Origin of the sequence: Labrenzia sp. THAF191a, from assembly GCF_009363335.1 — a bacterium.
GTDB classification, from domain to species: Bacteria; Pseudomonadota; Alphaproteobacteria; order Rhizobiales; family Stappiaceae; genus Roseibium; species Roseibium algicola.
Genome location: NZ_CP045333.1, coordinates 2,415,187 through 2,427,701 on the forward strand (window position 1 = coordinate 2,415,187; position 12,515 = coordinate 2,427,701).

The following is a 12,515-nucleotide window of genomic DNA, read 5'->3' on the forward strand; positions in this document are numbered from 1 at the left end:
CTCAAATTGTCCTGAAGATGGCCTGCGCGCATAGTCAAACCAGTTCATGTCGGTTTACGCCGATTTTTCAAACATTTGGAGACTTCCTTGCCGCGCGCGAAATTCTGCGAGTGGCCGACATTGGCCCTGATTCTGGCCACCTCGTCGGCTTGGTTTTTGTTGATAGGGTTCTATTCCGAGCTTGGACCTTTCGTGGTCTGCCCCCTGGCGGCGATCCTGGTGACATTGCAATCCTCACTGCAACACGAGGTACTTCATGGTCACCCCACGCGCAGTCCCGCACTCAACGAAGCCCTGGTCTACTGCTCGTTCGGCCTGTGCGTGCCGTATCGCCGCTTCAAGTCTCTTCACCTGCGCCATCATAACAACGACCGGCTGACGGATCCCTATGACGATCCGGAAAGCTACTATCTGGCCTGGTCAGACTGGCAGAGCCTTCCTCGTCCGATACAAATGATCCTGACGATCAACAACACCCTATTGGGCCGGCTGCTGATCGGGCCGGTGGTATCGATGGTCGGTTTCGTGGGAGCCGAAATCCGGATGATGATTGCGGGCGACAAGGTCGTCATGCGCGCCTGGGCACATCATGTTGCCGGTGTGGTGCCAATTGTCCTGTTTGTCACTCTGGTTGGAGGCATGCCGTTCTGGCTGTATGTTCTCGGCGTCGCCTATCCGGGCATGAGCCTGTTGATGCTGCGCACCTATGCGGAGCACCGTGCGCATGAACAAGCGGAGGCGCGGTCGATCATCGTCGAGTTCTGCCCGGTGTTCTCGCTTCTGTTTCTGAACAATAATCTCCATGTCGTTCATCACGCCAATCCGCGGGCGCCCTGGTATCATCTTCCGAAGATCTACCGCGCTGCCCGTTCGGAATGGCAGGAACGGAACGGCGGCTATGTCTTTGCGAGCTATTTCCAGTTGGCCAGGCACTATTTTTTCAAGGTGAAGGAGCCCGTTGTGCACCCGATCAAATACAATGAGACCAGCGGATTTTCTGCCGCGGAAAAGGCGGTGTCTTGACCGGTGGATCTTTTCTAGCTGTCCGGCTGCCGATGTACGACTGGCCGGAAGTACGCCATGCCACGCGGGATCTTGAAAGCGCGCTCCAGGGCGCGCTTTGCCGCGTTCTGGGACTGAGTGAAGGCGATATTCGGCCATGGCAGGATGGGCAAGATCTGGTGGAGGCCTGGACGGACCCGGATCTCCTCTTGTCGCAAACCTGCGGATACCCCCTGACACATGCGCTCGCAGGCAAGGTCCGGCTCGTGGGGACGCCTCACTACGACGCGGAAGGGTGCGATGGTCCACGATATTGCAGTCAGCTGATCGTCAAGCATGACAGCTCCCACCAAAACCTGGAGGGCCTGCGCGGTCACCGGGCGGTTTTCAACGGGTCGGACAGCCAGTCAGGCATGAATACTTTCCGTCACGCGGTGGCGCAGCTTGATACTGAAGGGGCTTTCTTTTCAGACGTCATTGTGAGCGGGAGCCACCTGGCGTCGTTGAAGGCCGTTGCGGAGGGCAAGGCCGACATCGCTTCCATCGATGCAGTCTGCTGGGCACTGGTCTGCCGGGAAATGCCGGAGCTGGCGGCGCAAGTTCGGCCGCTTGCCCGCACAGCATCTGCGCCCGGGTTGCCGCTGATCACTTCCCGCCGTTTCAGCGATGCGGAACACGCTCTTATAAGCGAGGCCGTTGCCGAAATGCTTTCAGCGCCTGAAACGCAACAAAGCCGTGAACGCCTTGGCATTCACGGCTTTTCGAAACTGTCTTCCGACGATTACGCGGTCATCTTGACGATGGAAGCCGAGGCGGCAGAGCGCGGATATCCCGTGCTGGCCTGACGTTGATTTCGAACCTTCTGGAAAATTGTCAGATTGCCGGCTTCAGGCCGGCAAACGACAGTCCTCCAGGTCGTCAGATCAGCGTTTCTTGGACTTCTGAGCTTCGCGCTGGCGCAGGACCTGGTTCATACGAGCCAGCTCTGCCGTGGTGTGTCCGCTGACGACACCCATGAGGTTGGTGCCGAGGGCTTGTGCAAGATAGGTCATGGCGTTGCCAATCCTGAGCGTATTCGATTGTTACAAGAAAGTGCGGTCCACTGCTTAAACGCGAGGCCGCTTGCCTGCTATATGGGCAGAACTTGCGGTTCAATCAATCGAATAGTATTCATCTATTCGTTCAAAAAAATTGAACTGAACCTCCGGGAAATCTGGACCATGCAAAAGTTGCCCGGCACCGGCATGCCGCTGATCGATCTGGATCTTTACCGGACCTTTTTGGTAATCGCGGAAACCTCAAGTTTTTCAAAAGCTTCCGAGCTTGTTGGGCGAACGCCGTCAGCAGTTTCAATGCAGATCAAAAAACTTGAATCGATCCTCGGGGTTTCGGTGTTCGCCCGGGAAGGGCGTACCGTACGTATGACTACGGAAGGCGAAGCTTTGCTTGGATATGCGCGGCGTATCCTGATGCTGAACGAGGAAGCTGTTTCGCTGTTCCTGTCTCCTGAAGTGGAAGGCGAAGTCCGCTTCGGAGCGCCGTCCGATTTCGGCACCAGGTTCCTGCCCAACATTCTTTCACGCTTTGCACGCTCTCATCCTGGTGTGAACGTGGACGTGCATCTCGATGGCAGTCCGATGCTGGACGAGAAGGTGAAGAAGGGGGAGCTGGACCTTGCGCTCTTTACCGCCCGTCCGGGTACCGCACTGGCGCGGGGAGGCACAATCGTCTTCACCGAACCGCTGGTCTGGGTAGGACTGGAAGGTGGTATCGCCTATGAGCGCGATCCGTTGCCGCTTGCCGTTTCCACTCCCGGGTGCCCCTGGCGCAGAGCTGCGCGGGTTGCGCTGGACGATGCCCAGAAGCCTTACCGCGTTTCCTACACCAGCTTTCACAGTGCCGGCCAGGAAGCCGCGCTGCTGGCGGACCTTGCCGTGGCTCCCTTTCCGGCGAGTGTTGTCGAGGCGCCCCTGATGGCCCTGGACGAACGGCATGGCCTGCCGGAAATCGGCGACTATCACATTCTCATGGCCGAACGGGCCCATGCGGGCAAAGCCACTCATGCGTTCGCCAAGCATGTTGCCGAAAGCTTCAAGGACCTCAGCCACGGCGTCTCGGTCTGAAGTCAGTCTGTCGCGTTAACCATAATTTCCGTTTCACGGGACAAACCCGCAGGACCTCTGGCGCAAAAGTTAACGAGCGGTTACGATTCATGGTAAATGAAGCGTTAACAGCGAGACGTGTCATGAATTCCATCTGCAAAACCCTGCTGGCCGCAGCCGGCATGAGCATCGCCCTTGGAGCCGCAGCGCAGGCCGAAAGCGGCACGACGCGCATTGTCCACGACGAACCTTATGGTGCCATCGTGACCAAGGAAGCCGGTGTGCTGGTGTTCCGCGGCCTGCCGCCGACCCGCAAGGTGATCGTCAATCCGGACGGCAAGACGCCGCTGGAACTGAAGCAGACCGAAGTGACCGAGACCAACGTGATGGTCTTTGCCGATCAAAGCGATTACGTGCGCGCCCTCGGCCCGAAGATCATCCGGTTGAAGTAAACGTCGAGACTCGGTTCGCAGGCGTGTTCTGATAAGCCGACTGGCCTCTGCCATCGGTTTGCTTACGTCGCATGATAATCTGCCAGTCCCCACCAAACTCCTCATCCGGAGGAGGGCTGAAAGCCCGTCTCTAAGGATGGGCCACTTGTATTGGCGTTTGCCGCCCATCCTTCGAGACGGCGCTTCGCACCTCCTCAGGATGAGGGGGGAGAAGTTCGGGATGAGGGGAGCGGGAGGCGGAGTTCAGCAAAGGCGAAGAATCGAGGTGTTCCGGATGGAGTGACTGCGCAGGTCTCTGAATCGATCTGTCGCTCTGCGCTCTTCGGAACTCGGCAGGTATCCTCAGTGCCGGGGCGCTCTTGTCCGCTCAACAGTCCTCGTCTTCCCCGCCTTTTCGTGCCGACCCCACCTCCGGTAAATCCCAATCGTTCCCTACACCAACCCCTCATTCTGAGGAGGTCGGGAGGCCCGTCTCGAAGGATGGGCCGCTTGTTCCCGAGTATGCTGCCCATCCTTCGAGACGGCGCTTTGCGCCTCCTCAGGATGAGGTTGAGGGGAGGGGAGCCCGGGAGGATAGGGGGAGGTGAAGTTCAGGAGGGGGAGGCGGTCGTCGGGGTGTTGGTCCGACGACCGGATGCATTCACATGCGCATGCGTTCGGCTTTCGGGTCGAACAGCGGTTCGCTGATGATGGTGGCCTTGCGGCGCTCGCCGAGGATTTCGATCTCGAAGGCGCCTTCCTGCGTGTTCGCTGCCAGTTCCGAGGGAATATACCCTTGTGCGAGGGATTTCCGCAGGTAGTGGGCGTAGCCGCCGGAAGTCACCCAGCCGATCACCTTGCCATCGTGCCACACGGGCTCATCGCCCATGACGTCGGCGTCCGACGCGTCGACCACGAAGCTGACACGCAGGCGCTTCGGGCCTTCATCGAATTCTTTCTGAGCCGCCTCCTTGCCGATGAAGGTGTCCTTGGACAGCTTCACGAACCGGCCAAGATCGGCTTCGAATGCGCCGTAGATCGGGCGGAACTCGCGGAACCAGGTGCCGAAGTTCTTTTCCAGCCGCAGGCAGAGCAGGGCGCGCATGCCGAAGTTGACGATGTTGAACTCGGCTCCGGCCTTCATCAGCGCATCATAGACCTGACGCTGGTACTCCGGCGCCATCCAGATCTCGTAGCCAAGGTCGCCCGTGTAGGTGATGCGGTTGACCTTGCAGGGGGCATTGGCAACGTCCATTTCGCGGAAGTCCATGAACCGGAAGGCCTCGCCCGAGACATCGTCTCCGGTGATCTTCTCCAGAACCTTGCGCGAACTGGGACCGGCGATGGAGAGGCCAACCCAGCCGAGGTTGATTGCGCGGATCGTCACCGAGCCGTCCTCTGGCAGGTGCTTCTCGAACCAGCGCATGTGATAGATCTCGGCCTGGGACGAGCCCCACATGTAGAACTTCTGGTCGCTGGCCCGGGCGATGGTGAAATCACCGATCAGTTTGCCGTTCTCGTTCAGCATCGGCGTCAGGATGATGCGGCCGACCTTCGGCATTGTGTTGGTCATCAAAAGCGACAGGAAGCTTAACGCGCCGGGCCCTGTGATCTCGTATTTGGCGAAGTTGGCCGTCTCCGTCACGCCCACGCTCTCGCGCACAGCCCGGCACTCGGCGCCGATGTGCTCAAAATCGTTGGAGCGGTGGTAGGAGACGATGTCCCTGGCTTCCACGCCTTCCGGAGCGAACCAGAGCGGTGTTTCCAGGCCCCAGCTGTCGCCCATGACGGCGCCTTGCGCCAGCATGCGGTCGTAAAGCGGGGTTGTCTGCTGCGGGCGGGCGGCCGGAAGTTCCTCGTTGGGGAAACGGATCCGGAACCGGCGGCGGTAATTTTCCTGAACCTTGGCATTGGTATAGGAGAGCGTTGCCCAGGTGCCGTAGCGGGCAACATCCATGCCCCAGATGTCGTAGCCGGGGTCGCCGTTGATCATCCAGTTGGCGAGCGTCAGGCCGACACCGCCGCCCTGGCTGAACCCGGCCATGACGCCGCAGGCAACCCAGTAGTTCCGAAGACCGCGAACCGGGCCGACCAGCGGGTTGCCGTCCGGCGCGAAGGTGAAAGGCCCATTGATGATCTGCTTGATACCGGCATTCTGCAGGGCGGGGAAATGCTCGAAGCCGACTTCCAGCTCCGGCGCGATCCGGTCGAGATCCGGCGCCAGCAGTTCGTGGCCGAAATCCCAGGGGGTCTGGCGCGGGCTCCACGGGCGGCAGTTCTGCTCGTAGGTGCCGAGCAGCACGCCCTTGCCTTCCTGGCGGGTGTAGATCTCACCACCGAAATCCAGAACGCCGATCAGTTCCTTGCCGGTGGCTTCGTTGTGTGAGGTCACTTCCTCCATCTCGTCGGTCAGGAGGTACATGTGCTCCATGGCGAGCACCGGCAGTTCGATGCCGACCATGCGCCCGCATTCGCGTGCCCACAGGCCTCCGGCGTTGACCACGTGTTCGGCGTGGATCGTGCCCTTGTTGGTGATGACATCCCAGGTGCCGTCGCGCGTCTGAACCAGTTCTTCCACCTTGGTGTGGCGCAGGACTGTCGCGCCGTTGACGCGGGCCGCCTTGGCATAGGCATGGGTGGTGCCGGAGGGGTCGAGATGGCCTTCAATCGGGTCCCAGAGCGCGCCGATGAAGTGCTTCTCGTCCAGAAGCGGGAACATCTTCTTGGCTTCGGAGACCGAGATCAGCTCCAGGTCCATGCCGAGATAGCGCCCCTTGGCCTGGGCAAGACGCAGGAAATCCATCCGCTCGGGCGTATCGGCCAGCATGACGCCGCCGGTCAGGTGCAGGCTGCAGGACTGACCGGAAATTTCTTCCAGTTCCTTGTAGAGGTCGACGGTGTAACTTTGCAGCTGGGCTACGTTCGGATCGCCGTTCAGAGTGTGGAAGCCGCCTGCTGCGTGCCAGGAGGAGCCGGACGTCAGTTCGTCGCGCTCGATCAGCGTGACGTCTTTCCAGCCGAGCTTGGTCAGGTGATACAGAACGCTGCAGCCGACAACGCCACCGCCAATGACAACAACCTGAGTGTGGGTATTCATGCAATCTGCTCCGGAAGCGCCTGCTCTTGCGCGGCAGGCCGTGTTCGAACGTTAAACGCGAAATGATCAGAAGTCGGTCGGGGCGCCGCCCTCGGCCTTTCGCCTCTCGACAAAGGCGGTGATTTCCTCGTCGATGGCCGGATCAAGCGGGGGCTGCTCATAGGCTTCCAGAGCCTTCTTATAGAGCATGTTCGCCTTGTCGTAGGCGGTCGGGCTGCCTGCTTCCGACCAGCTTTCGTAATTGCGCCAGTCGGAAACGATGGGCGCGTAGAAAGCGTCCTTGTAACGGTCCTGGGTATGCTGGGTGCCGAAGAAGTGGCCCGCCGGCCCGACCTCGCGGATCGCATCGACGGCAAGGGCTGCTTCTGACACATCAAGCGGCGTCAGATATTCGGCGATCTTCTGGAGCAGGTCGATATCGGTGATGAATTTCTCGAACCCGGCACTCAGGCCGCCTTCCAGCCAGCCCGCGGCATGCTTGATGATATGGGCCCCGCCGTTGATCGCGCCCCATTCCGACAACGTCGTTTCCAGCGCCGCCTGATAGTCGACCGTGTTGGCCGCGCAAACGCCTGACGACCTGTAAGGAAGATGATAGCGCCGGGCGAGCTGGCCGCCGACGATTGCTGCCTTCATGTATTCCGGCGTGCCGAAGGCCGGCGCACCGGATTTCATGTCGACGTTGGACGTGAAGCCGCCATAGACCACCGGCACACCCGGGCGGACAAGCTGGGCGAAGGCGATCCCGGCAAGGGCTTCCGCGTTCTGCAGGGTCAGCGCGCCGGCGACGGTGACCGGAGCCATGGCACCGGCAAGAGTGAAAGGCGTGACGATGGAAACCTGTCCGGCCTTGGCCATTTCGATCAGGCCTTGCAGCATTGGCGTGTCGAGCCTCAGCGGCGAGGACGTGTTGATGACCGTTGCCACGCACGGCGTTTCGACGAATTCTTCCGGGGTAAGGCCGTAGCCGATCCGGGTCAGTTCCAGTCCGTCGAGGTTGCGCTCCTTGCCGAGCGAATAGATGTGATAGACCTTGTCGGTGAGCCGCAGCATGTCTGCAACGCAGTCGAGATGGCGCACGGAAGCGTGGATATCGACCGGTTCGACCGGGTAGCCCATGACGCAGTGAATGATGTTGAAGAACTGCGACAGTTTCAGGAAGTTGCGATAGTCCTCCTGGTTGCCCGGGCGGCGGCCGTGGTCGCGGTCGACGGCATTGGGGGCGCTGGCCACACAGGAAAAGGCAAGGGCATCGCCGCCCACCTGCAGATCATGCGCCCGGTTGCGCGCACGGATCGTGAATTCGGCCGGGGCCTTGGCGACAAGCTCTTCCACCATCGCCCGGTCCATGCGTACACGGTCTTCACCCGGCCTGATGTCGGCCCCGGCATCTTTCAGGATCTGCTTTGCTTCCTCGTGCAGGAAGTCGATGCCGATCTCTTCCAGAACGCGCATGGATGCGTCGTGGATCGCTTCAAGTTCGTCAGCGGAAACGGCTTCCAGCGGCTTGAAGATATGCCGCGGCTGCTTGAAGGGTTTTTGCGGAAAGAGATCCGGACCGGTCTTCTCGCCGCCCCTGCGCCGCCGTCCGCGCCGTGCGGGAGCCGTCTCGGCAAGCGAGGCCGTTTCGATGTCATGGGTCATGTCGTCCGCCACTATTCCTGAAAGCCGGACCTGATGCCCTGGAAAGGCTTGGGCGCGGCCCGGTCTGCGCCATCTCATCAGACGTTACTTGAGAGGGGACTTTCAGCGGGCAGTCTCAGAACGACGGCCAGTGCTTCAACTCCGACATCCGGCACCGTGTCCTCGATCCAGCCGTGGTCTCGCCAATCGGAGGGCTTGACGACAAGGGACTTCAAAGCGATCAGAACAAGGAGACTTTTTGTGGGGACCCTTGGTGCGCGAGTTGCTGTCGGATTCGGAACTGCTGGCTTTTCTGAAAACGCTACTGCCGGTGAAGGACTGGTCAGTTGCACGGCTGCGGCCGTTGCCGGTCGCCTATACCGCCCGGTTCTGGCGCCTGGATACGCCTGGCCGAAGCTATGTCATCAAGGAGTTCTTCCCCGAAAACGAAGACAACCCTCTGTATCCGACCTTGCCGAGGCAGGAGGCGGACGCCCTTGCCGTTCTTGCCCGCCATGGCCTCTCGCCGGAACTAGAAGCTTTCACCTACAGTCCGGCGAAAACACCGCTGTTGATCTATGGCTATCCGACCCCCGTCGACAACGAGATCGATGTCGGAGAAGCCGCCGAGCTGATCGGTCGGTTTGCCGCCTTGAGTGAACCGGTGCCGGGACACCAGACCGTTCCGGCCGGATATCACGAGGTGCTGGCGCGGGGTGATGCCATGCTGGCGCTCATTCCGCATAGCCGCAAGGCGGCGAACCTGAAGCGGTCGCGCCCGGCGGACGGCGCCGTCAAAAAGCGCGAGATCAAGCGTTCGCTGGTTCATCGCAGTTTCTGTCTGGGCACGATCCAGGCAACCGGCGATGGTGCCCGGCTGATCGATTGGCAATTCGCCGGGCTTGGTGACCCGGTCGAGGATATCGCCTGTTTCGTCTCTCCCGGTCTTGCAACGCTCTATGGCCTTCATCCGCTTGTCGCCCATGCGGAGGAAATGTTCCTGACGCGCTATCCTGACCAGGAGACGGTCGAGCATTTTCTGAAGGAGCGCGGCGCCTATCACTGGTGCCTTGCAGCCTATTGCCTGTTCCGCCACGAAACATTGATGCATTCCAACGCCCCGGCGGCCAGGGCCTATGGCCGCGCGCTGGAAGAGGAAGTCGACCTGCTGCTGCGTTTGCGGGGCCGATGAGGGGCGTTTGCAGCAGTTGTAATCAATCTGTCATGGGAGAAGGCTAACGGGAGGCATGTCCATCCAGCTTGCTTCCGTTTCCAAGTCCTTCGATGCCCATAAGGCGCTGAACAGCGTGTCCCTTTCGATTGAGGACGGCACGTTTTTCGTGGTTCTCGGCCCGTCCGGTTGCGGCAAGTCGACCTTGCTGCGTGCCATTGCCGGGTTGGAGGCGGTCGATGCGGGAGAGATCAAACTCAGTGGGCAGGCCGTTGCCGGCAAGGGCCTGCACCTGCCGCCCGAGCAGCGCCAGGTGGGAGTGGTGTTTCAGTCCTATGCGCTTTGGCCGCACATGAATGTTGCCGCCAATGTCGCCTTTCCGCTCGAGACGGCGGGAGAAAGACGGAGCGCGGTGGCGGCCCGTGTGGCGGAGTGCCTGGAAACGGTGGCCCTGACACCGTTCCGGCAGCGCAAGCCGGCCGAACTTTCCGGTGGTCAACGCCAACGGGTGGCTCTGGCGCGGTGCCTGGCGCAGGGCGCGCGCACCGTCCTGATGGACGAGCCTCTCGCCAATCTCGATCCGCATCTGCGCAGCACGATGGAAGAAGAGCTTGCGGCATTCCACAGGGCGAGCGGCGCGACGACGCTTTTCATTACGCACGACCAGCGCGAGGCAATGGCCCTTGCCGACAAGGTGGCAGTGATGTGGGATGGCAGCATCCTGCAGGCGGACGATCCCGACACGCTTTACCGCCGTCCGAATTCGAAGAAGGTCGCCGGTTTCATCGGCCGCAGCACCCTCGTTCCGGTGGATGTGCTGCGAGTTGAAAACGGCGAGGCGCAAGTGCGCTTCGGCAATGTCATCGCGGTCGTCGATTGTCCTGACCAAACAGGTTCGGGCCCAGCAACGTTGTTGCTCAGGCCGGAACATCTGGTGCTCGCAACTGGTACTTCCGGCTTCGAGGCAACGGTCGAACGGACGATCTACCGGGGTGGCTATTGGGAAGTCTTCGTCCGTCTAGAAGGCCTTTCGCAACCGCTTCTCATGATGCTTCACCGAAAGGCGGACCCTGGCGAGCTCCTGCAGCTCGATATCATGCGCGGGTGGGTGTTGCCGGAGTGATTTTGTTCCTTGTTGTCACCCCGGGCAAAGCGCAGCGCAGACCCGGGATGACAAGAGTTTCGACTATCCCTCAATCCTTCCAGGGGATCGTCCCGGCCGGAACCCTGCGGGCCAGTGCATTCATTGTCAGCATGATCAAAATGGTTGCGGCGACGACCACAACCGACATGGCGGCCGCAAGTGTAGTGTAGCCGCCGTCTTCGTAGTTGAAGATCGTGGTGCCGATGGTCTCGTTGCCGGTGGACCAGAGCAGGGCGGAGACCGTGACCTCGTTGTAAGCCGTCAGGAACACCAGAATTGCACCGGAGGCAGCCGCGGGAGCTGCGAGCGGGGTGAAGATCCTTGTCATGCGCCGGTAGAACCCGGCGCCAGCCACCCGAGCGGCATCTTCCAATGAACCATCCATTTGCAGGAAGGCGGCGGCAACCGGTTTCAGGCCCACCGCCAGGAAAACGGAGACATAGGCAATCAGGATGATCCACAGCGTGCCATAGAGCGAGATGTTCAAAAGCGGCAGGGGGCGGATGAACGCCAGGATGAAGGCGATCGACATCACCAGGCCGGGCACGGCAAAGGCGACTTCCGACTGTGTGAGCGCAAGGCTCGCCCAGGTTCTGTGAGCCGGTTTTCGATGGGCGAGGAAATAGGCCAGGAACAGGCTGATGACAGCAATGACAAGTGCGGCAACCCCGGCAACGAGAGTTGAGTTGGCGAAGGCTCTGAGCGTGACGGACTGGCGCCAGAGCACTTCGGTGAAGTTTTCGAGTGTCAGGGTTTCCGCAGAGAGGGACAGGCCGTAAGTGCGGACCAGCGAGGTCGCCAGTAGCGAGGCTGTCGGCAGCAGCAGCACGAAGGCGACGAACAGCCAGAGAGTGGCTTCCACAAAGGGACGCTTGCGGCCAAGGGCGATCGCCAGAGGGTCTTGCGGCAGACCGATGAGGCTGGTGCGCAGGCGCCGCTGCAGCACACCTTGCAGCAGGATCGCGGCAAGGGCGACAACGGCCAGGATAACAGAAATGACCGCCACGTTTGGCAGGACATCCGGACCGAAGCTTGCCAGCCTTCGCCAGACCAGAACGGGCAAGGTGGTGTAGCGCGCCGGTATGCCGATCAGGGCATTGATGCCGAAGTTGCCAAGTGCGGCAACGAATGCGAGTGCAAAACCGGCCAGCAGGGATGGCGCGAGCAACGGCAAGGTGATCCTGCGCAACATCAAGAGGCTTCCGGAGCCGGAAACGCGGGCTGCGTCTGAGAGTTCGCGCGGAAACGACCTCAACGCGGCACGGACCAGCAGGAACACCAGCGGGCTGTGCTGCAGGGTCAGCAGCAGGACGAGGCCTTCGCGGGAGTAGAGAGGGTGGGTGGAGCCGAGTTCCGGAGCCAGCCCAAGCCAGCGCAACACCGGACTGCCCGGGCCGAGCGCCTGTATCCAGGCAATTGCCGTTACATGCGGCGGGATCATCATCGGCAGCAGGATCAGGAAAACCAGCAGGCCCTTGGCGCGAATATCGGTGAGGCCGATCAGGAGTGCGAGCAGGGTGCCGAGCGCGGTTGCTGCCAGTGCCGACAAGAAACTGCTCTCAACGGAATGCCACAGCGCGCTACGGACCGACCGGCTCTGCACGGCTTCCGTCAACGGACCCAGGTCGAGACCGCCATCACCCGTCAGTCCGGTCTTGAACAAAAGCAGCAGCGGTAGGCCGCAGATCAGCGTTGCGCCGAGAACAAGCGCGAGGAGGGTGGTCTTTTCGGAAAGCTTCGATAGCTGCACAGGGATTTGCCGTTGCTTCTCGCAGTCATTCCGGACAAGTGAGGCGTAGCGGAGCGATGATCCGGAATCCAGACATGTTTCGCGCCGGAGGCGCGGCCAAATTCCAAACGGAACAGTATTCGCTTTGCTCATGCTGATGTCTGGATTCCGGATCAGCATGCAGCAACGCTGCATTTGTCCGGAATGACGGGGGAA

At 60.9% G+C, this 12,515-nt stretch carries 10 protein-coding genes; 6 read left to right on the forward strand and 4 right to left on the reverse strand.

Annotated features, from left to right (window positions below; translation table 11 throughout):
- Nucleotides 1-87: 87 nt before the first annotated feature.
- A complete protein-coding gene (locus tag FIV05_RS11150; protein ID WP_152509584.1) occupies nucleotides 88-1,023 on the forward strand; it encodes a fatty acid desaturase in 936 nt (311 codons plus the stop codon).
- Nucleotides 1,020-1,847: a PhnD/SsuA/transferrin family substrate-binding protein gene (locus FIV05_RS11155; RefSeq protein ID WP_209009937.1), complete on the forward strand. Its 828-nt coding sequence runs from the start codon at nucleotides 1,020-1,022 to the stop codon at nucleotides 1,845-1,847. Before FIV05_RS11150 ends, FIV05_RS11155 begins: the two co-directional genes overlap by 4 nt.
- A gap of 78 nt (nucleotides 1,848-1,925) precedes the next feature.
- On the opposite strand, the gene FIV05_RS31855 is transcribed toward FIV05_RS11155, so the two are convergent.
- The gene (locus tag FIV05_RS31855; RefSeq protein ID WP_286202286.1) at nucleotides 1,926-2,054 is read right to left on the reverse strand and encodes a hypothetical protein; all 129 of its coding nucleotides are present in this window, start codon (nucleotides 2,052-2,054) and stop codon (nucleotides 1,926-1,928) included.
- A 168-nt stretch (nucleotides 2,055-2,222) separates the two neighbouring features.
- Here FIV05_RS31855 and FIV05_RS11160 point away from each other — a divergent pair, with 168 nt between their 5' ends.
- On the forward strand, nucleotides 2,223-3,125 hold the full coding sequence (locus FIV05_RS11160; RefSeq protein ID WP_062487111.1) for a LysR substrate-binding domain-containing protein: 903 nt from the start codon (nucleotides 2,223-2,225) through the stop codon (nucleotides 3,123-3,125).
- Nucleotides 3,126-3,247: 122 nt separating this feature from the next.
- Entirely contained in the window at nucleotides 3,248-3,556 is a 309-nt protein-coding gene (locus tag FIV05_RS11165; RefSeq protein WP_062487112.1) for a hypothetical protein, read from the forward strand.
- A 640-nt stretch (nucleotides 3,557-4,196) separates the two neighbouring features.
- On the opposite strand, the gene FIV05_RS11170 is transcribed toward FIV05_RS11165, so the two are convergent.
- Nucleotides 4,197-6,632, reverse strand: a complete 2,436-nt coding sequence (locus FIV05_RS11170) for an FAD-dependent oxidoreductase (protein ID WP_152509585.1) — start codon at nucleotides 6,630-6,632, stop codon at nucleotides 4,197-4,199.
- A gap of 66 nt (nucleotides 6,633-6,698) precedes the next feature.
- Nucleotides 6,699-8,276, reverse strand: a complete 1,578-nt coding sequence (locus FIV05_RS11175; RefSeq protein ID WP_152509586.1) for a trimethylamine methyltransferase family protein — start codon at nucleotides 8,274-8,276, stop codon at nucleotides 6,699-6,701.
- 238 nt (nucleotides 8,277-8,514) lie between these two features.
- Here FIV05_RS11175 and FIV05_RS11180 point away from each other — a divergent pair, with 238 nt between their 5' ends.
- Both FIV05_RS11180 and FIV05_RS11185 read left to right on the forward strand, forming a co-directional pair.
- A complete protein-coding gene (locus FIV05_RS11180) occupies nucleotides 8,515-9,447 on the forward strand; it encodes a phosphotransferase (RefSeq protein WP_209009938.1) in 933 nt (310 codons plus the stop codon).
- 55 nt (nucleotides 9,448-9,502) lie between these two features.
- Complete coding sequence (locus FIV05_RS11185) at nucleotides 9,503-10,549, forward strand: ABC transporter ATP-binding protein (protein ID WP_152509587.1); 1,047 nt, start codon at nucleotides 9,503-9,505, stop codon at nucleotides 10,547-10,549.
- A 70-nt stretch (nucleotides 10,550-10,619) separates the two neighbouring features.
- Here the strand turns inward: FIV05_RS11185 and FIV05_RS11190 are convergent, their stop codons facing one another.
- Entirely contained in the window at nucleotides 10,620-12,320 is a 1,701-nt protein-coding gene (locus FIV05_RS11190) for an iron ABC transporter permease (protein WP_152509588.1), read from the reverse strand.
- Between the last annotated feature and the right edge of the window lie 195 nt (nucleotides 12,321-12,515).

Bases quoted from the DNA above. Each gene is read 5' to 3' on its own strand.
- FIV05_RS31855 (WP_286202286.1), bottom strand. From the start codon at position 2,054: ATGACCTATCTTGCACAAGCCCTCGGCACCAACCTCATGGGTGTCGTC.
- FIV05_RS11160 (WP_062487111.1), top strand. From the start codon at position 2,223: ATGCAAAAGTTGCCCGGCACCGGCATGCCGCTGATCGATCTGGATCTT.
- FIV05_RS11165 (WP_062487112.1), top strand. From the start codon at position 3,248: ATGAATTCCATCTGCAAAACCCTGCTGGCCGCAGCCGGCATGAGCATC.
- FIV05_RS11170 (WP_152509585.1), bottom strand. From the start codon at position 6,632: ATGAATACCCACACTCAGGTTGTTGTCATTGGCGGTGGCGTTGTCGGC.
- FIV05_RS11175 (WP_152509586.1), bottom strand. From the start codon at position 8,276: ATGACCCATGACATCGAAACGGCCTCGCTTGCCGAGACGGCTCCCGCA.
- FIV05_RS11185 (WP_152509587.1), top strand. From the start codon at position 9,503: ATGTCCATCCAGCTTGCTTCCGTTTCCAAGTCCTTCGATGCCCATAAG.